Genomic DNA, 20,727 nt, shown 5'->3' on the forward strand with positions numbered 1-20,727 from the left:
GCCGGGCCCTGCGTACCCCCGTTCAGTACGTCAGGAGCTGCTGCGGTTCACGTACTTGACCTCGCAGCGGCCGATCAGCGACTCGGTCGACTTCTTCACGAACGGGGTCGCGACGTCGGTGGTCCGGGACTGGCCCGGGGCGACGGCGACGATGCTCGTCGAGCGGGTGCCGACGGTGGAGCCGCTGTTGGTGAACTTCACCGTGAAGCTGTAGGTGTACGTCAGCGAGGAGCTGCTGTTCGTCGCGGTGATGCTGGCGGTCATGCCGCGCGACGGGTCGTACTTGCACTCCGAGATGCGCAGGTCGCGCGAGGCGCTGCTGCTGCCGCCGGTGCCCGGGACGGAACCGGTGGTGCTGCTGGAGGAGCTGGAGCTGTCCGAGCTGCCACTGGTGGACGAGCTGGAGCCGCCGCTCGACGAGCTGGAGCCGTCGTAGCCGCCCGTGGACGCCTGGTAGTCGCCGCTCGAAGAGCTGGAGGAGCCGGAGGAGCTGTCACTGCCGCCGCTGCTGGAGCTGGAACTGCTGGACCCGCTGCTGCCGCCGCAGCTGCCCCCGTGGGAGCCCCGGGCACCGGTGAGTGCGACGACTGCGATGCCGAAAACGGCCACTGCGCGGACATGGCGAAGCTTCATAGCTTCCAACCCCCGTGGTTTTCACACTATTTGGGATAACTCTGGCAGGAGTAAAGATCCCATAAGGACAAGTGCATGACACCTTAGCAGCGGCTGTCACATGGCACGTCCCACACCTCGGGCGTAGCGTCGAACCCCTGAGACCTCGACAGAACCTCGACAAGAGGAGCGCGAGATGGTCAGGAACCTCCTTGGTTCGGCCATCGCTCTCGCCGGAGCGACGGCCGCCGTATGGAGTCCCTTCCGAGCCTGGTACGACGGCCGCGAGGGGCGCGACTACCGGATCGGGGATCTCTTCGACGGGATCACAGACGCCAGGGCGGAGCTGGCCGGTTCCCTGTTGCTGCCGTTCCTTTTCGCCGCGCTGCTCACGCTGGCCGCAGCCTTTCTGAGGTCCCGGCTGCTGATGGGACTGGCCGGGCTGATCACCCTCGGCTTCACCGTCTTCTGGATGGTCCGCCAGGGCCAGGCGGCGTCCGGCCTGGCCGTCAACGCGGACGGCACGGGCCTGGGAATGGGCGTCGCAAGCGCCCTGGGCGGCGGAGTCCTGATGCTCCTGGGCGCCCTGCTCATGAACGGCCACGGCAGCCGCAGGCGTCGGCGGTCACGGGAGAAGGAGCAGTACGACGCCCCCGGCGCCACCTACGACTCCGACCCCCTCACGACGCCCCCGGATCGGGGCGCCCTCTAGGGGCGCGGGGCCGTATCGACATGCGGCTCCGCCGCGTGGGCGCGACCGGCCACCACGCACCCGCACGTGACAAACCGGCACCGCGTTCCGGTCAGAGCGCACCCGGTAGAGCGCTACCGGGCCGTCCGCCCCGTGGCCGTCCCCTTCACCGCGTCCAACGCGTATACGCACCGGTCCTTGCTGCACGCATACACGATCCCCGCCTCCGCGACCGGCGAGCCCGTGATCTCGCCGCCCGTCTTGAGCTTCCAGCGCAGCTGGCCCCCCACCGCGTCCACGGTGTACAGACAGTGGTCGGCGGAGCCGAAGTGCACGCGCCCGTCCGCCACGACCGGCGCACCGACCAGTTCCCCGCCCGCCGCGAACCGCCACTTCGGCGTGCCCGTCACCGCGTCCAGCGTGTAGAGCGCGCTGCCGCTGCCCACGTGCACATGGCCGCCCACCACCAGTACCGGCTCGGTCGACTGCCGGGACTCCGTCGCGATGCGCCAGCGGTCCTTGCCGGTGGAGGCGTCCAGGGCGTACACCGTGCCGAGGTAGTCGGCCAGGTAGACCCCGCCGCCCGTGACGGCGGGCCCGGGTGCGAAAGCGGGCGCCGACAGGAAGACCGCCGGCGCCTCGAAGTGCCAGCGGACGTGCCCCGAGCCCTGGTCGACGGCCAGCACCCGCGTCCCCGCGGAGACGTACACATAGCCGTCCTCCGCCGACGTCACCCGCACCGGGACTCCGCCGCACGACGCGGCGTCACCCACCGGGTAGGACCAGCGCTCGATGCCGGACCGGGAGTCCAGCGCCCGCAGCCGGGCGTCCTGCCACACGTACACGGTGTCCCCGTGGACGTCGGGTCCTGCCTCCGGGGTCTCGAAGTCGGTCTGGGCGCCGGTGATTTCCCACAGCTTCTGCCCGTTGGACGCCTCCCACGCCTGTACGCCGCCACCGCGCGTGCCCGTGACGACTGTGCCGCGGGCCGCCTTCAGCGAGTACACCCAGGCGTCGGTCTGGAGCCGCCACCGTTCGGTGCCGTCGGCGGCGTCCAGGGCGTACAGCGTCGGCCCGTCGGAGGCGTGGATCCGGCCGCCGGAGACGGCCATCGCCCACGCCACGTCGCGCGTCTTGAACTGGCGGCGGCCCGAGGCCACGTCCAGGGCGTGCACCTCGAAGGAGGTGACGTAGACGAGGTCACCCGCGACGGCCGGGGTGCCCCACACGTCGTTCGACATCCGGAACCGCCACGGCCGCCACCCGGCGGGCGAGGGCCCTTCGGGAGGCTGCGGGGGCACGGACCCGGGCTGCGGGGGCACGACGCCGGGCTGCGGCGGTACGACGCCGGGGGGCGAGGGGACGCCGTTGAGCGCCGCCCCGCCCGGCGGGCGCACCCAGCCCGTCGCCGGTCCCGTCGCCTCCGCGACGACCGCGGCAGCGGCTGCCCCGTGCCCGTCGGCGACCCGGGGCCCCGGCCCGATCGGCACCTTCGCCCCGGCGAGCCGGACCGGCCCGTCCGCGTACGAGGGCGGCGGCGAGGCCTGCGGGGGCGAGGCCTGCCCGGTGCGCGGGTCGCCGCCCCAGTCGCCGCGCGGCGGCGGATACGGCGGCGGGTTCTGCGGGCGCGGCGGCGGCGAAGGATCGCGCCTGGGCTGCGCGACGGCGGGCGGGACGGACCGCCCGCCGCCCCTGCGCTGCTCGATCATCGCGGTGGCCCTGGCCGGCAGCCATGCCGTCGCGGTGCCGCTGTCGTCGCCGCCTGAGGAGAAGAGGTGCGGGGCGAGCTGCGCCTGGAGGTCGGCGGGGCTGGGCCGCAGCGCCGCCTCCATGCCCATACAGGAATCCAGCAGCGGACGGAGTTCGTCCGGGAGCCCTTCCAGGTCGGGGCCCTCGCGCAGCAGCATGAAGACGGTCTCGACGGGGTTCGCGCCGTGGAAGGGGGCGTGTCCGGTCGCGGCGAAGACGAGGGTGGAGCCGAGCGAGAAGATGTCGCTCGCGCCGGTCACGCTCCGCGAGTCCCTGGCCTGCTCGGGGGACATGTAGGCGGGCGTGCCCACGGCGACGTTCGTCATGGTCAGCCGGGTGTTGGAGACCCCGGACGCGATGCCGAAGTCGATGACGCGCGGCCCGTCCTCCACGACCAGGACGTTGGACGGCTTGAGGTCGCGGTGGACCAGGCCCGCCCCGTGGATGGACTGGAGTGCCTCCGCGATGCCGGCGGCCAGCCAGCGCACCGCGTTCGCGGGCATCGGCCCGCACTCATTGATTATTTCTTCGAGCGAGGGGGCGGGAACGTAGGCGGTCGCCAGCCACGGCACGGCCGCCCGCGGATCGGCGTCGACCACGGCCGCCGTGTAGAAGCCGGAGACCGCGCGGGCCGCCTCGACCTCCCGCGTGAAGCGGACCCGGAACAGCTGGTCCTCGGCGAGCTCCGTCCGTACGGTCTTGATCGCCACCCGGCGTCCCGACGCGGAGCGCGCCAGATAGACGAGCCCCATCCCGCCGGCCCCGAGCCGTCCCAGCACCTCGAACGGGCCGATCCGCCGCGGATCGTGCTGCGTCAGCTGCTCCACTTGCCTGCCACCTCCCCGTACCAGGCCGCGAAACACAGCCCCGGGGGCATTCTTCCTGCCGAACGCTGCGCTGGCTAACCCAGGGCCGGAATGGAATGTTTCCCCCCATTTCGTACACCTTTCGCGCAAATGCGGAACACCGGCCTACGCCTTCGGCCCCCTGACGCACGCCTTCGCCCCTCTGACGCACGCCTCCGGCCAGGCGGCCTACGCCTTCGGTTCGGCCAGCACCGCGAAAACCGCACCCTGATTGTCGGTGAGGGTCGCCATCCGCCCGTAGGGAATGTCGAACGGCGGCTGGGTGACCCGCCCGCCGAGCCGCTTGGCGGTCGCCACCGCCTCGTCACAGTCCTCGACCATGAAGTACGAGAGGAAGTGGGCCGGCAGCTCGGCCGGGAGCGCGTCCGAAATGATGCTCCGGCCGGCGACCGCCGTGGCCTCACCGGGCTCAGTCCCGGCGGGCGACCAGATGCGGAAGCCGGCGCCGCCCTCGGGAAGGTCCTGGCCCCCGAAGCCGAAGACCTGCTCGTAGAAGTCGTCGACGCGCTCCTTGTCCGCCTCGCGCACGTACGCCTCGGTCCAACAGAAGGAGCCGGGCTCGGCGGTCTTCTCGAAGCCCGGGTGCGTACCGCCCTGCCAGACGCCGAAGACGGCGCCGCCGGGGTCGGCGACCAGGCCCATCGTGCCGTACGGGCCGACCGGCATGGCGTCCATGATGACCTGCCCGCCCGCTTTCCTGGCCCGCGCGAGAAGGGCCGCGGCGTCCGGGGTCGCGAAGTAGACGCCCCAGGCGGTGGGCATCCGGCCGTCGGCCTTGGGGGCGAGCGCGGCCACGTTCTTCCGGTCGTCGCCCTCGCCGCTGAAGGCCTGGGTGTAGTAGCCGTACTCCTTGTCCGCGGGGTCGTCGAAGGTCCAGCCGAACAGCCCGCCGTAGAAGCGCTTGCCCGCTTCGACATCGGGGAGCGTCACGTCGATCCAGCAGGGCACGCCTTCTGCGAATGCGGTCATGGACCGATCCTTCCCGCTCTCGGAAATCCCCGCTCGGAGATATCCACCGAAGTTGTCCACAGGCTGTTGATAACACTATTGGGGGACACCGTCTGGCGCCCTGTCACGTACCGCCATTCGAAGCCGGGTCCCTCCACGGGGACCCCGCACGCCCCCTGCGCAGCCCCGGCCCCGCCCGAGAACCCGTTCCCCGTCCACCACAACCGGCCCAAGATGCCTCAACTCTGGCCGGAAACCCATTTGCACTCGCCGAATCGCGCTCCGATCACCCCTCGGTAAGCTGACGGCATGACAGGACAAGTACGCACCGTCGACGGCCGCGTGGCCGGTCGACGTGGTCAGGCGACGCGGCAGAAGCTGCTCGACTGCCTCAGTGAAATGCTCAGCTCGTCCCCCTACCGGGACGTCAAAGTCATCGACGTGGCCCGCAAGGCAGGGACTTCGCCCGCGACCTTCTACCAGTACTTCCCCGACGTGGAGGGCGCCGTCCTCGAAATCGCGGAGGAAATGGCAAAGGAGGGCGCGGGGTTGACCAGCCTGGTCGCCGGGCGCTCGTGGGTCGGCAAGGCCGGCGCACAGACCGCCGAGGAGCTCGTGGACGGATTCCTCGACTTCTGGCGGAAGAACGACGCGATCCTGCGGGTCGTCGACCTCGGCGCGGCGGAGGGCGACAAGCGGTTCTACAAGATCCGCATGAAGATCCTGAACTCCGTCACCAACTCCCTTACGGACTCCGTGAAGGAGCTCCAGGCGAAGGGCAAGGTCGACAAGGACATCAGCCCGGCGGCGATGGCCGGTTCCCTGGTCGCGATGCTCGCGGCCGTGGCATCGCACCAGAAGGGCTTCACCACCTGGGGCGTCAAGCAGGCCGAACTGCGGCCGAACCTGGCACAGTTGGTGCACTTGGGTATTACGGGCAAAAAGCCCGCCAAGTAAGACAGAACAGGCGCACACCCGCACTGGACGAACCCCACCAAGTCCTGTCACCCGATGGCGGACCACGCATGTGGTCCGCCATCGGCGTACCCGGGAGACGGGAGACGGGAGACGGGACCCGGAACCCGGAACCCGGGAATGCGGGAATCCGGGCATGCCGGAACCCGGGAATGCGGGAATGCGGTGTCGCCCTCAGCGCCGTTCGATCCGGAACAGCCGGATCTCCCGCTCGATGCGCCGCTGGTAGGTGGCGTACGGCGGCCAGAAGCCCAGCACCGCCCGCCATGCGTCCGCCCGCTCCTCGCCCGCGAGCAGCCGGGCCCGTACCAGGATGTCCTGCCCTTCCCAGCTGACGGAGGCCTCGGGGTGGGCGATCAGGTTGCCGGTCCAGGCAGGGTGTCCCGGGCGGCCGAAGTTGGACCCGATCAGGATCCAGGTCCCCTTCTCCGGCTCCGGCATGCAGGCCAGCGGCGTCACCCGCCGCTGCCCGCTCTTCGCACCGCGCGCGGTGAGGATCACGCCGGGCAGCATCCGTGTGCTGAGCATGGTCCTGCCCTTGCTCAGCCGGTGGACGGTGCGGTCCAGTACGGGGATGACGTGCGGGGCGATCCTCGCGAACGTGCGCGTCGAGGACAGCTTCTGCATGAGCTTCACCCCGGCGTTCCCCCGGGCTCCCGTGCTCGCCTTCGCGCTCACCCTCGCGCTCGCCCTCGCTCTCGCCTTCGCGCCCATCAGACGGCCTCCGCCCCTCCGTCGCCCCGGTGGAATATCCCCGCCAGGTCCGCCGCGTGCCCGCGCAGCCGGTGCACGGGGCCGAACAGCAGCTCGTCGGCGGCTCCCCGCTTGAAGTACAGGTGTGCGTCGTGCTCCCAGGTGAAGCCGATGCCGCCGTGAAGCTGGATCGCTTCCGACGATGCGGTACGCAGCGCCTCAAGGCCCTGCGCGAGGGCGAGGCGTCCGCCGGCGGCCGGGTCGTGGGCGGCGTAGTACGCGGCCGAGCGCGCCGCGGCGATCTGTACGTACACGTCGGCGAGCCGGTGCTTGACCGCCTGGAAGGAGCCGATGGCCCGCCCGAACTGCTCGCGCACCTTCACGTACTCGACGGTCCGCTCCAGCGCCCGGTCGGCGGCCCCGACCGCCTCGGCGGCGAGGACGGCGGCGGCCCCGCAGCCGGTGGCGACCAGCACCCCCGCCACATCGGCGTCCTCGCCCCCCAGCAACTCCCCTTCCACCTCCCGGAATTGCACGATCGCCTGTGGCCGTGTCCCGTCCAGCGACACCTGCCGCACCCGCGCCAGCCCGGCGGCGCCCGAAGCCCGTACGAGAAAGAGGAGCGTCCGGCTGCGCGCGAAGCCGCCGGTGTGCGCGGCGACGAGCAGCAGGTCCGCATGGTGCCCGTCGAGCACCTGCTCGGCCTGCCCGTACAGCACCCATCCTTGGTCCGTACGCCGCGCCTGCACGCCGCCGGAGCGCCCGCCGCCCGCCCAGTCCGCGGCGGTGCTGTCGCCGGTCAGCCCGAGCGCGAGGGACAGCGCCGCACCCGGCACCGCCAGGGCGGCAGACGTGCGGCCCGCGGCGATGCCCGGCAGCAGGGCCGCGCGCTGGGCTTCCGTACCCAGCGCGGCGATCAGTGGTGCGCAGAGCACGGCGGTGGCGAGCAGCGGCGAGGGGAGCAGCGCGCGGCCGGTCTCCTCGCAGGCCAGGGCGAGGTCGGCGGGTGCGCAGCCCACTCCCCCGTAGTCGGCGGGGAGCGCGAGCCCCGGCAGGCCGATCTCCTCGGCGAGCTGCCGCCAGAGCTCGCGGTCGTAGCCCTCGGCGGTCGCGGTGGCGGACTTGACCTCGTCCGGTCCGCAGCGTTTGGCGAGCAGGTCGTGCAGGGTGCGGCGGATCTCTTCCTGTTCGGCGGTGAAGGCGACTGCGAAGGCGGGTCCGGAACCGGACTCGAAGGCGGCATCCATCTCGTGTGCTCCTCCCCTGATCTGACGGGGCGTCATGTTAGAGGCAAGGCACTTCAAAGCCCATAGTCACGTGGGCACTTGGGCATCGGATGGCTTGCACATCTGATGTACCGTCAGATTCATGACCTCCCCCTCCGCGAAGACCCTGGGACCACGCAAGGTCGCCGTCGTCGGTGTCGCACTCTCCGACTGCGGCCGGGTGGACGAAGCCACCCCGTACGCACTCCACGCGCAGGCCGCCCGCCGCGCGCTCGCCGACTCGGGCCTGGACCGCTCCGTGATCGACGGTTTCGCGTCGGCGGGGCTCGGCACCCTCGCCCCGGTCGAGGTCGCCGAGTACCTGGGCCTGCGCCCCCGCTGGGTGGACTCCACCTCGGTCGGCGGCTCGACCTGGGAGGTGATGGCGGCCCATGCCGCGGACGCCATCGCCGCAGGCCGGGCAGACGCCGTACTCCTCGTCTACGGTTCGACGGCCCGCGCCGACATCAAGGCCGGGCGGCGCACCTCCAACCTCTCGTTCGGCTCGCGCGGCCCGCTCCAGTTCGAGGTTCCGTACGGCCACACGCTGGTCGCCAAGTACGCGATGGCCGCGCGCCGGCACATGCACGAGTACGGGACGACGCTGGAGCAGCTCGCCGAGGTGGCGGTGCAGGCCAGGGCGAACGCGGCGACGAACCCGGACGCGATGTTCACCGCCCCCCTCACCGTCGACCAGGTGCTGGCGGGCCCGATGATCGCGGACCCGTTCACCAAGCTGCACTGCTGTCTGCGCAGCGACGGCGGCTGCGCGGTGCTGCTGGTCGCCGAGGAGTACGTACCGGATACGGCGAAGGCGCCGGTGTGGGTGCTGGGCGCGGGCACTTCCGTATCGCACACGACGATGTCGGAGTGGGCGGACTTCACGGTCTCCCCGGCGGCGGCGAGCGGCAGACTCGCGTACGAACAGGCCGGGTTGGGCCCGTCCGACGTGGACATCGCCGAGATCTACGACGCCTTCACCTACATGACCCTCGTCACCCTCGAAGACCTGGGCTTCTGCGCGAAGGGCGAGGGCGGGGCGTTCGTGGAGAAGGGGCGGCTGCTACGGGACGGCGAGCTGCCGACCAATACCGACGGAGGCGGCCTTTCGGCCTGCCATCCAGGGATGCGCGGCCTGTTCCTGCTGGTCGAGGCGGTGCGCCAGCTACGGGGCGAGGCCGGAGAGGGTCAGGTCCGCAAGGCGGGCAGGCGGCTGCCCGAGGTGGCGATCGCGTCGGGGACGGGCGGCTGGTTCTGCTCGTCGGGGACGGTGCTGCTGGGGCGCTGAGCGCTTCGCCCACCAGGATCTATACACACGTCATAGACATACGTCTTAAACACTCGTACAGTCGAGTCATCGGCCGGCGCACCCACCCGCACCGGCCGGTCCAACTCGCTTACGAGGAGCCCCGGATGACGCACGCCACGAACCCCGCCACCCCCGTCCGCACCGTCCTCATCTCCGGCGCGAGCATCGCGGGCCCCGCCCTCGCCCTCTGGCTGCACCGCTACGGTTTCGAGCCGACCGTCGTCGAGCGCGCCGCAGAGCTCCGCCCCGGCGGCTACAAGGTCGACCTGCGCGGCACCGCCGTCGACGTCTGCAAGCGAATGGGCATCATGGACGAGGTCCGCGCCCACTCCACGGACATGCTGACGGGCTCCTACGTCGACGAGAACAACCGCACCGTCGGCGAGATGCCGGCCGAGATCTTCGGCGGCCGGACCGGGGACGACGACGAGATCATGCGCGGCGACCTGGCCCGGATCCTCCACGACCGCACCCGTGAGGACGTCGAGTACCTCTTCGGCGACTCGATCACCTCGCTCACGGAGGACGAGGACGGCGTCCTGGTCACCTTCGAGTGCGCGGCACCCCGCCGCTTCGACCTCGTCGTCGGCGCCGACGGAATGCACTCGAACACCCGCCGCCTGGCCTTCGGCGACGAGCAGGGTTTCCGTCGCCACCTGGGCGCCTACATCTCGATCTTCACCGCGCCGAACGACCTGCGGCTCGACCGGCACGAGGCGTACCACGCACTCCCGGACAAGCTGGTGTGCGCGTACAGCTCGCGGGGCGAGCAGAGCGCGAAGAACATGTTCGTCTTCGCCGCCCCCACCGAGATCCCGTACGACCACCGGGACGTCGCCGCCCAGAAGCGCATCCTCACCGAGACCTTCGCGCAGGACCGGAGCTGGGAGATCCCCCGCCTGCTGACCAACGCCGAGGCCGCCGACGACTTCTACTTCGACTCGATCAGCCTGATCGAGATGGACCGCTGGTCGAAGGGCCGCATCGTGCTCCTCGGCGACGCGGCGCACTGCACGTCCCCCGCCTCGGGGCAGGGCACGGGCCTCGCCCTCATCGGCGCGTACACCCTGGCGGGTGAACTGGCAGCGGCGGAAGGCGACTTCGAGCAGGCGCTCGCCGCCTACGAGCACCACATGCGCCCCGGGGTCGAGTACACCCAGGGCTTCGCGCAGAAGTTCGTCGGCGAGATGACGATGGACAGCAGGTGGAAGATCAAGCTGCGGCTGCTGATGCTGCGCTCGCTGCCGAAGATGCCGTGGCGGAACTTCATCGCGAAGAAGATCACGGAGGACGTGCAGAAGATGGCGCACATCGTCCCGCTCAAGGAGTACGCGGCCGGTCCTGCGGGGTACGCGGCCGGTCCCGCGCGGTGCGACGCGGCCTGACGGCACAATCGGCACCATGACGACCGACGACGACGCCATCACGGCCGACGACGCAGCCACCACCGCCGCGGAGGACTTCCGCACCCTGCTCCACTCCCTCCGGGTCTGGGACGGCGTACCGCTCCCGCCCCTCGACCCGGAGTCGGCCCCCGACTCGCCGCTGCCGCTCTTCCGCACCTGGTTGCGGGAGGCCGCGGAGGCCGGGCAGGTGGAGCCGCACACGATGACGCTGGCCACCGCCGACGCGGCCGGCCGCCCCTCCACCCGCATCCTGACGCTGCACGACGCGGACGAGGACGGCTGGCACTTCGGCACCCACAGCACCAGCCGCAAGGGCCGCGAACTCGCCGCCCGCCCGGACGCGGCCCTCGGCTTCTACTGGCCGGCCCAGGGCCGCCAGGTCCGCGTCGAGGGCCAGGTCCTCTCCGGCACCCCGGACGCGGCGACGGCCGACCTGCACGCCCGCTCGACGGGAGCACTCGCCGCAGCCCTCACCGGCCGGATGAGCGAAACCCTCGGCTCCCTGGCCGAGTTGAGGTCCGCGTCGGAGGTCTCCTGGGCCCGCGCCCAGGCCGACCCGACCCTGACCGCCCCCACCTGGACGCTGTACGCGCTGGCGGCCACCGAGGTCGAGTTCTTCCAGGGCGACGCCCGCCGTCGGCACGTACGACTGCGCTACCGGCGGGACGGCGAGGGTACTTGGGTGCGCGAACTGCTCTGGCCCTGACCACCCCAAGGCCACCGGCCCCGACGACCACGCGGAACGCGCGGCCTACGACGAGGAGAGCCTGCGCTTCTGCGGCCCCCGGCCGACGATGCGGAAGACCGGCACCGCGTACGGCGCGGAACCGTCCTCCCCCGCCCGGAAAGCCACCTCCAGCTCGGCCCCCACTCTCAGTTCCTCCTCCCCGCAGTCCACGACCTCCGTCATCATCCGGGGCCCCTCCGCGAGGTCCACGACGGCGGCGACGTACGGCACGCGCGCGCCGAACGGGGGGAGGTCGTTGCGGTGCACGACCGACCAGGTGTAGAGCACGGCCCGCCCGCTCGCCCGTTCCCAACTCACCTCCTCGCCCCAGCAGTACGGGCAGAACTCGCGCGGATAGTGGTGCGCACGGGTGCAGTCCGCGCACCGGCGCAGCAGCAGGTGGCCCTCCGCGGCGGCGCTCCAGTAGGGGCGGGTGAAGGCGTCGATGTCGGGCACCGCCGCGCCGGGGGTCGTCATCAGAACAGTCCGATCGCGTGGTCGAGGGACCAGGTCTGCCAGGACATGGCGAACAGCGCGACGAGCGAGATCAGCGCCATCATCGCGTTCTGCCCCTGCTCGGCCCAGTCGTGGATCATCAGCACGAGGTAGAGGAGGTTGAGGAGGAGTCCGCCGACGAGGGCGACCGGGGTGAGGAAGCCGACCACCAGACCGAGTCCCAGGGCGAGTTCGGCGTACACGACGACGTACGCCATCGCCTTCGGCCGTGGCGCGACGACCCGCTGGAACCCCTTCCCCACCACACCCCACCGGTGCTTGCCGGCCACATCGGCCGCCCACGCGATGCCCGTCCCCCGCTCGAACCAGCCCTTCTTGTCCTTGTGGCGCCAGCTCTCCAGCCACCACAGTCCCAGTCCGATACGCAGCACGGCGAGCCACTCCGCGCCGCCGAGCCAGATGGTCTGCATGCGGACCGTCCTCCCCTCACTCGTTTCTGACGGTACGTCAGTTCAACTGAAGCGACGGCAGTACGCAAGAGGGGTGCGAGGCCCCTTCCACCACCCCGCGTGATCAATTCGCAACCGATTCCGCCCTTGTCCGAGACCCATCAAACGGAGGCGCGATTACGCTGACGACTCATGTCCTCTACTCCCAGTGACCCCAGCAGCATCGGCATCGCCACGACCAACGACCGCCCGGTGTACGTCGTCGGGGCCGGCCCGGGCGGTCTGGCCGTGGCGGCGGCGCTGCGGGCGCGAGGCGTACGGGCCGTGGTCCTGGAGAAGTCCGACCGGGTCGGCGCATCCTGGCGCGCCCACTACGACCGCCTCCACCTGCACACCACCCGCCGCCTGTCGGGCCTCCCGGGCCTGAAGATGCCCCGCTCCTTCGGCCGCTGGGTCTCCCGCGACGACGTGGTCCGCTACCTCGAAAAGTACGTCGACTTCCACGAGCTGGAGATCGTCACGGGCGTCGAGGTCTCCCGCATCGGCCCGGCGGCCGACGGCACGGGCTGGGTCCTGCACGCGAGCGGCGGGCGCGAACTGACCGGTTCGGCGGTCGTGGTCGCCACCGGCTACAACCACACCCCGAACCTCCCGGACTGGCCTGACACCGGCGCGTACAAGGGCGAACTGCTCCACGCCTGTGCCTACCGCAACCCGGACGCCTACGCGGGCAAGGACGTGCTGGTCGTCGGCGTCGGCAACACGGGCGCGGAGATAGCCGCCGACCTCGCCGAAGGCGGCGCCTCCCGCGTCCGCCTCGCGGTCCGCACCGCGCCGTACATCCTCCGCCGTTCCACGGCGGGCTGGCCCTCCCAACGCACGGGCATCCTGGTCCGACGGCTGCCGGTGGGCCTGGTCGACCGGGTGGGCGACATCGTCTGCCGCATCTCGGTCCCCGACCTGTCCGCCCAGGGCCTGCCCCGCCCCACCACCGGCCTGTACTCGCGAGTGAACGAGGGCGCGATTCCGGTCCAGGACGTCGGCCTGGTCGCCGCGATCCGCGCGGGCAAGGTCGAACCGGTCGCCGCCCTGGACTCCTTCGCCCCGGAGTCCGGCGAGGCGGTACTCGCGGACGGGTCGCGGGTGAACCCGGACGTGATCATCGCAGCCACGGGCTACCGCCGGTCCCTGGAAGGGCTGGTCGGACACCTGGACGTGCTCGACTCCCGTGGCCGCCCCACGGTCCATGCCGACCGCACGTCCCCCAAGGCGCCCGGCCTGCACTTCACGGGCTTCACGAACCCGATCTCCGGCATGTTCCGCGAGATGGCCATGGACGCGAAGCGCATCGCGCGGGTGGTGGCGTCGGAATAATGTCTCACTTACTCGTGCAAGTGAGACATTGTTCGGGAGGGGGTGCCTGGAGGGTGCGGGCCTGCCTGGAGGGTGCGGGCCTGCCTGGAGGGTGCGGGCCTGCCTGGAGGGTGCGGGTCAGGGCAGCCGCCGGTCCTCCGCCTCGTGCGCCCCGTGCGCACGCGCACGACGGCTGCGGAAGCGTTCCAGGACGGCCGTGCCGACCAGCACGAGCCCGATGGCGACGATTTTGCTCGCCATGTAGCCGGCCATCGGGCCGCCCGCGACTCCCGACCCCAGAAACGCCCACAGCGCCCAGGCGATCCCGATCACGATGAGGACGATGGCCCCGATCGGGCCGATGCCCCACCACCACGGCGCCTGGGGGTGCCCGTCGGACGTGTCGCGTTCGTCGTGCGCCAAGGCTCTTCTCCAGGTCATGCGGCCGGTGGGGGGAGGACCGACACCGTAACGGGCCGGGAACCGGAGAGACGCGCGGGGCGGGCCACCTGGTTGCCTGCCACTCTCCACGATCCAACGGCCCCTTCTAGGACATGAATTGGCCTAGTTGCCGCCTACTGTCGTCCCACCGCTGGGCAATGCGGTCCGAACGATCAGCAGACGAGGAGCGACATGACCATCCTGGTGACCGGTGCCACGGGAACCCTCGGGCGCCATGTGGTGGAACGACTCCGGCAAGCCGGACATACGGTTCGCGCACTCACGCGCACCCCGGCGGATGCCACCGACCTGCCCGACGACGTGGAAGTCGTCGAGGGCGACCTGACGAAACCCCACACGCTGGCAGCCGCTCTCGGCGGAGCCACCGCCATGCACCTCCTCGGAGCCACCGGACACGACCACTCCCCCTTGCGTACGGGGCCGGAGCTCATGGCCATGGCCGCCGACGCGGGGGTGCGGCGGCTGACGGTTCTGTCGCCCGGCGACGACGACGGCGAGCTGGAGAAGGCCGTGCGCGCCGGCGGCCTGGAGTGGACGTCTCTCTGGCCGATCGACTTCATGTCGAACACCTTGGGATGGGCCGAGGCCATCCGCACCACGGCGGAAGTCCGCGAGCCGTATGCGGGCCGCAGGACCGCTTCGACCGACGAGCGGGATGTCGCCGACGTCATCGCCACAGTGCTGGCCGAGGGTGGCTACTCGGGAAGACACCTCACCGTGACCGGGCCGGAAGCCCTCACGCCCGCCGACAAGGTGGCCGCCCTCGCGGCAGCGACCGGCCGGGAACTCCGGTTCACCGGGCTGACCGACGACCAGGCCCGCGAGCGGTGGAGGGCCGAGGGCTGGCCCGACGAAGGCATCGAGTTCATGCTGCACATGTGGGCAACCGTCCCGGAGACCGTGGCCCGGACGACCTCGACGATCGAGGACGTACTCGGCCGCCCGCCCCGCACCTTCGCCGACTGGGCCACCGCACACGCCGCCGCCTTCCGCCCCTGACGACGCGAACAAGGCGATACGGCAGACCGAGGGACCCGCCCCGCCCCCGGGGCTGATTACGCCCTCCCGATGGCATCCGATGTTCCGCTACCTTACGAATCGCACCACCCGCCACACCCGCTCCGCCGAACAGGTCTGCGCCGACCTGTTCCTGACGGACCGTCAATTCAGTAATCTGACAGAGCGTCAGTGAATTGCCATTCCGGTCTCCGAACAACGAGCAGGAGCGGGCTCAGCGATGCTTGGATCAACACACGGCACCCTCACCTCCGGCCTCCGCGCCCGCGTCGTCGCCTGCGGGGACGAAGCCCGGTGCGCCGCAGTCCACGGCACCACTCCGGAAGCGACCAGGAACCCGGGGGGCTCCGGCGCTCCGGGCAGCGGCAGCCCGTCCGGTACCGCCGACACCGCGAGGGCCACCGCGCGTCCGGAGTCCACGGAGGACTTCGACGTCAGCGGCCGTCCGCTCTCCGCCCCCGTCCCCGACCTGGACCGGTTCTTCCGGCCCGAGTCCGTCGCCGTCGTCGGGGCGTCCGACGCCGAGGGCCGCCCCAACACGGGGATCACCCGGCAGCTCATCGCGTGGGCGGAGCGTGTGGGTGCCCGCCTGCACCCCGTGCATCCCACCCGCGAGACGGTTTTCGGCCTTCCCTGCGTCCCCTCCCTCGCCGGCCTCCCGGAACAGGTCGATCTCGCCGTGCTCCTCGTCAAGGACCCCCTTCCGCTGATAGATCAACTGGCCGACTGCAAGGTCAGGTTCGCCGTCGCCTTCGCCTCCGGGTTCGCCGAGACCGGGGAGGAGGGCGCCGCCGCCCAGGCCCGGCTCGCGGCGGCCGTCGCCGGCACCGAGTCCGGGCTGCGGCTCCTCGGCCCGAACACCAACCTCAATGCCTTCGAGGAGTTCCGGGCGGACCTCGACGGTCCGGCGATCGCGCTCATCACCCAGTCCGGCCATCAGGGCCGGCCCGTCTTCTCCCTCCAGCAGATCGGTGTGCGGCTCTCGCACTGGGCCCCCACGGGCAACGAGGCGGACCTCGAAACCGCCGACTTCATCTCGTACTTCTCGCAGCAGCCCGAGGTCGGGGCGATCGCCGCGTACATCGAGGGTCTGAAGGACGGCCGCTCCTTCCTCCTGGCCGCCGACCGCGCCGCCCGCGCCGGTGTGCCCGTCGTCGCCGTCAAGGTCGGGCGGACCGAGACCGGGGCCCGTACCGCCGCGTCACACACCGGGAAGCTGACCGGCGCGGACGACGTGGCGGATGCGGCGATGCGGCAGTTCGGCGTGATCCGGGTCGACGGGCTCGACGAACTCCAGGACACCGCCGCCCTGCTGGCCCGTGCACGCAGGCCGGAGGCGGACGGCGTCGCCGTGTATTCGATCTCGGGCGGTACGGGCGCACACTTCGCGGACCTGGCGACGGCGGCGGGGCTCGACCTGCCGACGCTGGACGCCGCCAAGCAGGCGGAGCTGCACGAGTGGATACCGGAGTACTTGAACGTCGCCAATCCGATCGACAACGGGGGCCACCCGGTCGGCGACTGGCGCGGCCGGAAGATCATCGACGCGATTCTCGCCGACCCCGGGGTGGGAGTGCTGATCTGCCCGATCACCGGGCCGTTCCCACCCATGAGCGACAAGCTCGCCCAGGACCTGGCGGAGGCCGCGGAGGCGACGGACAAGCTGGTGTGCGTGGTGTGGGGGTCGCCGGTGGGGACCGAGGCCGCCTACCGCGAGACACTGCTCGGGTCGTCGCGGCTGGCCACCTTCCGCACCTTCGGCAACTGCATCACCGCCGTACGCGCCTACCTGGAGCACCACCGGTTCACGGCCTCCTACCGGTCGCCCTTCGACGAGGCGCCGCGCACGCCGTCCCCCTCCTACCGCAAGGCGCAGGCACTGATGCGTCCGGGCGAGCAGCTCAGCGAGCACGCGGCGAAGCAGCTGCTGCGGGCGTACGGCATTCGCGTACCGCGCGAGCAGCTGGTGACCAGTGCGGCGGCGTCCGTGCGGTCCGCCGCCCAGGTCGGCTACCCGGTCGTCATGAAGGCCTCCGGCCCGCAGCTCGCCCACAAGACCGAACTCGGCCTGGTGAAGGTCGGATTGACGTCCGCCAGCCAGGTCCGGGACGCCTACCGCGAGCTGACCGACATCGCCGCCTACGAGGACGTGCCGCTGGACGGCGTCCTGGTCTGCCAGATGGTCGCGCGGGGCGTGGAGATGGTCGTGGGCGCCGGCCACGACGCGCTCTTCGGGCCGACGGTCACGGTCGGCCTCGGCGGCGTGCTGGTCGAGGTGCTCGGCGACGCAGCCGTACGCGTCCCGCCCTTCGGGGAGCCCGATGCCCGCGCGATGCTCGCGGAACTGCGCGGGCACCCCCTCCTGGAGGGCGTCCGGGGGGCGCCCCCGGCAGACGTGGACGCCCTCGTCGAGGTCATCCTCCGTGTCCAGCGGATGGCCCTTGAGCTGCGCGACAGCCTCTCCGAACTGGACATCAACCCCCTGATGGTCCTCCCGCGCGGCCAGGGCGCGGTGGCCTTGGACGCACTGGCCGTCTGCCGCTGACCTCACCGCCGACCTGACGGCCGACCTCGCTGCCGAACCCGCTGCCGACCTCGCGCGTCCCCTCGCCAACCGGAGCCGTACACCCATGACTTCCTCCCCCGAAGCCTCGACGAACCCGTCACCCTCCGTGGAATCATTGATACTCCACGCCACTGACAACGGCGTCTCGTGGATCACCCTCAACCGCCCCGAAGCCATGAACGCCGTCACCTGGGACCAGCGGGAACGCATCATTTCCCTGCTCGCGGACGCGTCCGCGGACCCCGGCGTCCGGGCGGTCGTGATCACCGCCACGGGCAAGGGTTTCTGCGCGGGGGCCGACCTCCGCGGCGGCGCCCCGAAGGCCCCCGCCCCTTCCCCCGCCCGTGTCCCCGGCGACGTCGCCCGTACGATCCGGCTCGGCGCGCAGCGTCTGATCACCGCGGTCCTCGACTGCGAGAAGCCGGTGATCGCCGCCGTGAACGGCACCGCGGCCGGGATCGGCGCCCATCTCGCGCTCGCCTGCGACCTGGTCATCGCTGCCGAACAGGCCGCGTTCATCGAGGTTTTCGTACGTCGGGGGCTCGTGCCCGACGGCGGCGGCGCCTACCTCCTGCCCCGACTGATCGGCCCGCAGCGCGCGAAGGAGCTGATGTTCTTCGGCGACGCGCTCCCCGCCCTGGAGGCGGAGCGCCTGGGCCTGGTCAACCGCGTGGTCCCCCTCTCCGAGCTGGAGAAGACGGCCCGCGCCTGGGCCGAGCGCCTCGCCGCGGGACCCACCCGCGCCCTCGCCCTCACCAAGCAGTTGGTCAACGCCTCCCTGGACTCCGACCGCAGCACGGCGCTGTCGGCGGAAGCCGCCGCGCAGGAGATCAACATGACGACGTCCGACGCCAACGAGGGCGTCGCGAGCTTCGTCGAACGCCGCACCCCCCGCTACCGGGGCCTGTGAACGCAGGCCCGCAGTGTCGCACGGCCCCGTCCATCCCAACCCTTCCTATCTGACGCCCCGTCAGCTTCAATGGGGAAGGTGATGGGACACGCAGGGATGGCGGCCACCGCCGTCCGATATCTCAGGTCCGTCGGCGCCGCCACGGCAGCCGAGCCGCAGGCAGTGGAGGCACTGCCCCGCCCGGAGCTCCGGGCCGTCGGCGCGGACGAACGGCTTCCGCTCGACCCGGCCGAATTCCGGCGCGTGCTCGGGAACTTCGCGAGCGGCGTCACCGTTATCACCTCACCGGGCAGTACCTCACCGGGCAGTACTTCACCGGGAGCTCCGGGAATTCCTGGACCGGAAGCCGAACCACCTGCCGGGTTCGCCTGCCAGTCCTTCGCGTCCCTGTCGCTCGACCCCCCACTGGTCGTCTTCATGGTGGCCCGTACGTCGACGACCTGGCCCCGCATCGCCAGGGCCGGCGTCTTCTGCGTCAACATCCTGGGCGCCCACCAGGGCGAGCTGTGCCTCGGCTTCGCCCGCAGCGGCACGGACAAGTTCGCGGGCGTGGAGTTCGACGCGGCGCCCGTGACGGGTTCGCCGCGCCTGGCCGGCGTACCGGCCTGGATCGACTGCACGATCCAGACCGTGCACACCGGCGGCGACCACCTGATCGTCGTCGGCCGCGTGGAAGCCCTGAGCGCCACCGCCCCGGACGCCCCGGAAAGCGCCCCGCTGCTCTTCCACGGGGGGACGTTCGGGGGCTTCAGCGTCGGCGGCTTCAGCGGCTGATCCGGGCTGGATGTCCTGCACTCGACAGGGCGAGCTGAGCACGCCCATCCAGCCCTCGCTGCACGTACACGTTCATTCATCCCGGTTTCCTACTGTTTCCCCTGGTCAGATGGGATATCCCGCCATCTCGACCTTCGGGACGGGCTTCCTCCGGATGATCAGGGCCATCAGTGCAGCCATCGCGCACAGCGCCCCCGACGCGTACCAGACCACGTCGTACGAACCGAAGACGTCGCGCGCCAGCCCGCCGAGGAAGGCGACCAGTCCCGCGCCCACCTGGTGCGAGGCCAGGACCCAGCCGAAGACGATCGCGCTGTCCTCGCCGAAGTACTCACGGCACAGGGCGATGGTCGGCGGGACGGTGGCCACCCAGTCCAGGCCGTAGAAGACGATGAAGAAGATCATCGGCGGTTGGACGGTGGGGGCGAGGAGCATGGGGAGGAAGAGGAGCGAGATGCCGCGCAGGGCGTAGTAGACCGCGAGCAGGCGACGGGCTTCGAAGCGGTCGGTGAACCAGCCCGAGGCCACCGTGCCGATGATGTCGAAGATGCCGATGACCGCGAGCAGGCCCGCCGCCGCCGTGACCGGCATGCCGTGGTCGTGCGAGGCGGGGATGAAGTGGGTCTTGACCAGGCCGTTCGTCGAGGCACCACAGATCGCGAACGTACCCGCGAGCAGCCAGAAGGGGCCGGTGCGGGCCGCCTTGAAGAGGACCGTGAGCGCGCGCCGGGCCGCGCCCATCACCGGTGCGGGCTTGGGGACGAAGTCCGGTGAACCGTACGGGGCCAGGCCCACGTCCGCCGGATGGTCGCGCAGCAGCAGCCAGACGAAGGGGACGACGGCGAGCGCGGCGAGCGCGACGGTGATCGAGGCGGGCCGCCAGCCTTCGTTCTTGACCAGCCAGGCGAGGACGGGAAGGAAGACGAGCTGCCCGGACGCACCTGCGGCGGTCAGGATGCCGGTGACCAGGCCCCGGCGGGCCACGAACCAACGGTTGGTGACCGTGGCGGCGAAGGCCAGCGCCATCGAACCGCTGCCCAACCCCACCAACACTCCCCAGAACATCACCAGTTGCCATGCCGACGTCATCACGACGGTGAGCCCGGAGCCGACGGCTATCACCGTCAGCGCGACCGCGACGACCTTCCGGATGCCGAACCGGTCCATCAGCGCGGCGGCGAAGGGGGCCGTCAGTCCGTACAGCGCAAGGTTGACCGACACCGCGAAACCGATCGTGCCGCGCGACCAGCCGAACTCCGCGTTCAGCGGCTCGATGAGCAGCCCGGGCAGGGACGCGAAGGCGGCGGCTCCGATGATCGTCACGAAGGTGACGGCCGCGACGAACCACGCACGGTGGATGCGGATACGGGGGGACTTCACGGGCGGAACAGGAACCGGCTGATCCGGAACCGGCGGCGTGTCCGTGACCTGCACGGGAGGGGGAGTCTGCGTCACGTCACCCAGCATCCGGGCTGCGATCTTCCCGAACGAGTGGCCCG

General features: G+C 71.2%; 20 protein-coding genes. 11 read left to right on the forward strand and 9 right to left on the reverse strand.

The window, feature by feature from the left end; translation table 11 throughout:
* Nucleotides 1-30: 30 nt before the first annotated feature.
* Nucleotides 31-264 (reverse strand): hypothetical protein, encoded by a 234-nt coding sequence (locus ACWGIG_RS18360; protein WP_453322653.1) that lies wholly within the window; start codon nucleotides 262-264, stop codon nucleotides 31-33.
* Between ACWGIG_RS18360 and ACWGIG_RS18365 the strand changes: the two genes are divergently transcribed.
* Nucleotides 263-436 (forward strand): hypothetical protein, encoded by a 174-nt coding sequence (locus tag ACWGIG_RS18365; RefSeq protein ID WP_453322654.1) that lies wholly within the window; start codon nucleotides 263-265, stop codon nucleotides 434-436. The two genes, ACWGIG_RS18360 and ACWGIG_RS18365, sit on opposite strands and share 2 nt — an antisense overlap.
* 372 nt (nucleotides 437-808) lie before the next feature.
* A complete protein-coding gene (locus tag ACWGIG_RS18370) occupies nucleotides 809-1,324 on the forward strand; it encodes a hypothetical protein (RefSeq protein ID WP_453322655.1) in 516 nt (171 codons plus the stop codon).
* A 113-nt stretch (nucleotides 1,325-1,437) separates the two neighbouring features.
* Here the strand turns inward: ACWGIG_RS18370 and ACWGIG_RS18375 are convergent, their stop codons facing one another.
* Nucleotides 1,438-3,879 carry an outer membrane protein assembly factor BamB family protein gene (locus ACWGIG_RS18375; protein WP_453322656.1) on the reverse strand — a complete coding sequence of 814 codons (2,442 nt, stop codon included), beginning with the start codon at nucleotides 3,877-3,879 and terminating at the stop codon, nucleotides 1,438-1,440.
* Between the two features lie 207 nt (nucleotides 3,880-4,086).
* Complete coding sequence (locus ACWGIG_RS18380) at nucleotides 4,087-4,887, reverse strand: VOC family protein (protein WP_453322657.1); 801 nt, start codon at nucleotides 4,885-4,887, stop codon at nucleotides 4,087-4,089.
* Between the two features lie 288 nt (nucleotides 4,888-5,175).
* Between ACWGIG_RS18380 and ACWGIG_RS18385 the strand changes: the two genes are divergently transcribed.
* Nucleotides 5,176-5,823 carry a TetR family transcriptional regulator gene (locus tag ACWGIG_RS18385; RefSeq protein ID WP_453322658.1) on the forward strand — a complete coding sequence of 216 codons (648 nt, stop codon included), beginning with the start codon at nucleotides 5,176-5,178 and terminating at the stop codon, nucleotides 5,821-5,823.
* Between the two features lie 192 nt (nucleotides 5,824-6,015).
* On the opposite strand, the gene ACWGIG_RS18390 is transcribed toward ACWGIG_RS18385, so the two are convergent.
* Complete coding sequence (locus ACWGIG_RS18390) at nucleotides 6,016-6,468, reverse strand: nitroreductase family deazaflavin-dependent oxidoreductase (protein ID WP_453322677.1); 453 nt, start codon at nucleotides 6,466-6,468, stop codon at nucleotides 6,016-6,018.
* Between the two features lie 86 nt (nucleotides 6,469-6,554).
* On the reverse strand, nucleotides 6,555-7,781 hold the full coding sequence (locus ACWGIG_RS18395) for an acyl-CoA dehydrogenase family protein (RefSeq protein ID WP_453322659.1): 1,227 nt from the start codon (nucleotides 7,779-7,781) through the stop codon (nucleotides 6,555-6,557).
* A 121-nt stretch (nucleotides 7,782-7,902) separates the two neighbouring features.
* On the opposite strand from ACWGIG_RS18395, the gene ACWGIG_RS18400 reads away from it, so the two are divergent.
* The 3 genes from ACWGIG_RS18400 (at nucleotide 7,903) to ACWGIG_RS18410 (ending at nucleotide 11,220) form a co-directional block, all read left to right on the forward strand.
* The gene (locus ACWGIG_RS18400; RefSeq protein ID WP_453322660.1) at nucleotides 7,903-9,087 is read left to right on the forward strand and encodes a thiolase C-terminal domain-containing protein; all 1,185 of its coding nucleotides are present in this window, start codon (nucleotides 7,903-7,905) and stop codon (nucleotides 9,085-9,087) included.
* Between the two features lie 125 nt (nucleotides 9,088-9,212).
* Nucleotides 9,213-10,493: an FAD-dependent monooxygenase gene (locus ACWGIG_RS18405; protein ID WP_453322661.1), complete on the forward strand. Its 1,281-nt coding sequence runs from the start codon at nucleotides 9,213-9,215 to the stop codon at nucleotides 10,491-10,493.
* Nucleotides 10,494-10,509: 16 nt separating this feature from the next.
* Complete coding sequence (locus ACWGIG_RS18410; protein WP_453322662.1) at nucleotides 10,510-11,220, forward strand: pyridoxine/pyridoxamine 5'-phosphate oxidase; 711 nt, start codon at nucleotides 10,510-10,512, stop codon at nucleotides 11,218-11,220.
* 45 nt (nucleotides 11,221-11,265) lie between these two features.
* Here ACWGIG_RS18410 and ACWGIG_RS18415 read toward each other — a convergent pair whose 3' ends face one another.
* Together ACWGIG_RS18415 and ACWGIG_RS18420 are read right to left on the reverse strand one after the other, a co-directional pair.
* Complete coding sequence (locus ACWGIG_RS18415; RefSeq protein WP_453322663.1) at nucleotides 11,266-11,718, reverse strand: Zn-ribbon domain-containing OB-fold protein; 453 nt, start codon at nucleotides 11,716-11,718, stop codon at nucleotides 11,266-11,268.
* On the reverse strand, nucleotides 11,718-12,167 hold the full coding sequence (locus tag ACWGIG_RS18420) for a DoxX family protein (protein ID WP_453322664.1): 450 nt from the start codon (nucleotides 12,165-12,167) through the stop codon (nucleotides 11,718-11,720). Before ACWGIG_RS18420 ends, ACWGIG_RS18415 begins: the two co-directional genes overlap by 1 nt.
* A 171-nt stretch (nucleotides 12,168-12,338) precedes the next feature.
* On the opposite strand from ACWGIG_RS18420, the gene ACWGIG_RS18425 reads away from it, so the two are divergent.
* Nucleotides 12,339-13,520: a flavin-containing monooxygenase gene (locus tag ACWGIG_RS18425; protein WP_453322665.1), complete on the forward strand. Its 1,182-nt coding sequence runs from the start codon at nucleotides 12,339-12,341 to the stop codon at nucleotides 13,518-13,520.
* A gap of 117 nt (nucleotides 13,521-13,637) precedes the next feature.
* Here ACWGIG_RS18425 and ACWGIG_RS18430 read toward each other — a convergent pair whose 3' ends face one another.
* The gene (locus ACWGIG_RS18430; protein ID WP_453322666.1) at nucleotides 13,638-13,922 is read right to left on the reverse strand and encodes a hypothetical protein; all 285 of its coding nucleotides are present in this window, start codon (nucleotides 13,920-13,922) and stop codon (nucleotides 13,638-13,640) included.
* Nucleotides 13,923-14,132: 210 nt separating this feature from the next.
* On the opposite strand from ACWGIG_RS18430, the gene ACWGIG_RS18435 reads away from it, so the two are divergent.
* From ACWGIG_RS18435 to ACWGIG_RS18450, 4 genes are all read left to right on the forward strand, one after another.
* A complete protein-coding gene (locus ACWGIG_RS18435; protein ID WP_453322667.1) occupies nucleotides 14,133-14,960 on the forward strand; it encodes an NAD(P)H-binding protein in 828 nt (275 codons plus the stop codon).
* Between the two features lie 238 nt (nucleotides 14,961-15,198).
* Nucleotides 15,199-17,523: an acetate--CoA ligase family protein gene (locus ACWGIG_RS18440; RefSeq protein WP_453322668.1), complete on the forward strand. Its 2,325-nt coding sequence runs from the start codon at nucleotides 15,199-15,201 to the stop codon at nucleotides 17,521-17,523.
* A gap of 85 nt (nucleotides 17,524-17,608) precedes the next feature.
* A complete protein-coding gene (locus ACWGIG_RS18445; RefSeq protein ID WP_453322669.1) occupies nucleotides 17,609-18,454 on the forward strand; it encodes an enoyl-CoA hydratase/isomerase family protein in 846 nt (281 codons plus the stop codon).
* 81 nt (nucleotides 18,455-18,535) lie between these two features.
* The gene (locus ACWGIG_RS18450) at nucleotides 18,536-19,228 is read left to right on the forward strand and encodes a flavin reductase family protein (protein WP_453322670.1); all 693 of its coding nucleotides are present in this window, start codon (nucleotides 18,536-18,538) and stop codon (nucleotides 19,226-19,228) included.
* Between the two features lie 105 nt (nucleotides 19,229-19,333).
* Here ACWGIG_RS18450 and ACWGIG_RS18455 read toward each other — a convergent pair whose 3' ends face one another.
* Nucleotides 19,334-20,695, reverse strand: coding sequence for an MFS transporter (locus tag ACWGIG_RS18455; protein WP_453322671.1), 1,362 nt, complete (start codon nucleotides 20,693-20,695; stop codon nucleotides 19,334-19,336).
* Nucleotides 20,696-20,727 lie beyond the last annotated feature (32 nt).

Source organism: Streptomyces sp. NPDC054863 (genome assembly GCF_053610825.1).

Bases quoted from the DNA above. Each gene is read 5' to 3' on its own strand.
- ACWGIG_RS18365 (WP_453322654.1), top strand. From the start codon at position 263: ATGCCGCGCGACGGGTCGTACTTGCACTCCGAGATGCGCAGGTCGCGC.
- ACWGIG_RS18360 (WP_453322653.1), bottom strand. From the start codon at position 264: ATGACCGCCAGCATCACCGCGACGAACAGCAGCTCCTCGCTGACGTAC.
- ACWGIG_RS18370 (WP_453322655.1), top strand. From the start codon at position 809: ATGGTCAGGAACCTCCTTGGTTCGGCCATCGCTCTCGCCGGAGCGACG.
- ACWGIG_RS18380 (WP_453322657.1), bottom strand. From the start codon at position 4,887: ATGACCGCATTCGCAGAAGGCGTGCCCTGCTGGATCGACGTGACGCTC.
- ACWGIG_RS18385 (WP_453322658.1), top strand. From the start codon at position 5,176: ATGACAGGACAAGTACGCACCGTCGACGGCCGCGTGGCCGGTCGACGT.
- ACWGIG_RS18390 (WP_453322677.1), bottom strand. From the start codon at position 6,468: ATGCAGAAGCTGTCCTCGACGCGCACGTTCGCGAGGATCGCCCCGCAC.
- ACWGIG_RS18395 (WP_453322659.1), bottom strand. From the start codon at position 7,781: ATGGATGCCGCCTTCGAGTCCGGTTCCGGACCCGCCTTCGCAGTCGCC.
- ACWGIG_RS18400 (WP_453322660.1), top strand. From the start codon at position 7,903: ATGACCTCCCCCTCCGCGAAGACCCTGGGACCACGCAAGGTCGCCGTC.
- ACWGIG_RS18405 (WP_453322661.1), top strand. From the start codon at position 9,213: ATGACGCACGCCACGAACCCCGCCACCCCCGTCCGCACCGTCCTCATC.
- ACWGIG_RS18410 (WP_453322662.1), top strand. From the start codon at position 10,510: ATGACGACCGACGACGACGCCATCACGGCCGACGACGCAGCCACCACC.
- ACWGIG_RS18415 (WP_453322663.1), bottom strand. From the start codon at position 11,718: ATGACGACCCCCGGCGCGGCGGTGCCCGACATCGACGCCTTCACCCGC.
- ACWGIG_RS18420 (WP_453322664.1), bottom strand. From the start codon at position 12,167: ATGCAGACCATCTGGCTCGGCGGCGCGGAGTGGCTCGCCGTGCTGCGT.
- ACWGIG_RS18425 (WP_453322665.1), top strand. From the start codon at position 12,339: ATGTCCTCTACTCCCAGTGACCCCAGCAGCATCGGCATCGCCACGACC.
- ACWGIG_RS18435 (WP_453322667.1), top strand. From the start codon at position 14,133: ATGACCATCCTGGTGACCGGTGCCACGGGAACCCTCGGGCGCCATGTG.
- ACWGIG_RS18440 (WP_453322668.1), top strand. From the start codon at position 15,199: ATGCTTGGATCAACACACGGCACCCTCACCTCCGGCCTCCGCGCCCGC.
- ACWGIG_RS18445 (WP_453322669.1), top strand. From the start codon at position 17,609: ATGACTTCCTCCCCCGAAGCCTCGACGAACCCGTCACCCTCCGTGGAA.
- ACWGIG_RS18450 (WP_453322670.1), top strand. From the start codon at position 18,536: ATGGGACACGCAGGGATGGCGGCCACCGCCGTCCGATATCTCAGGTCC.
- ACWGIG_RS18455 (WP_453322671.1), bottom strand. From the start codon at position 20,695: ATGCTGGGTGACGTGACGCAGACTCCCCCTCCCGTGCAGGTCACGGAC.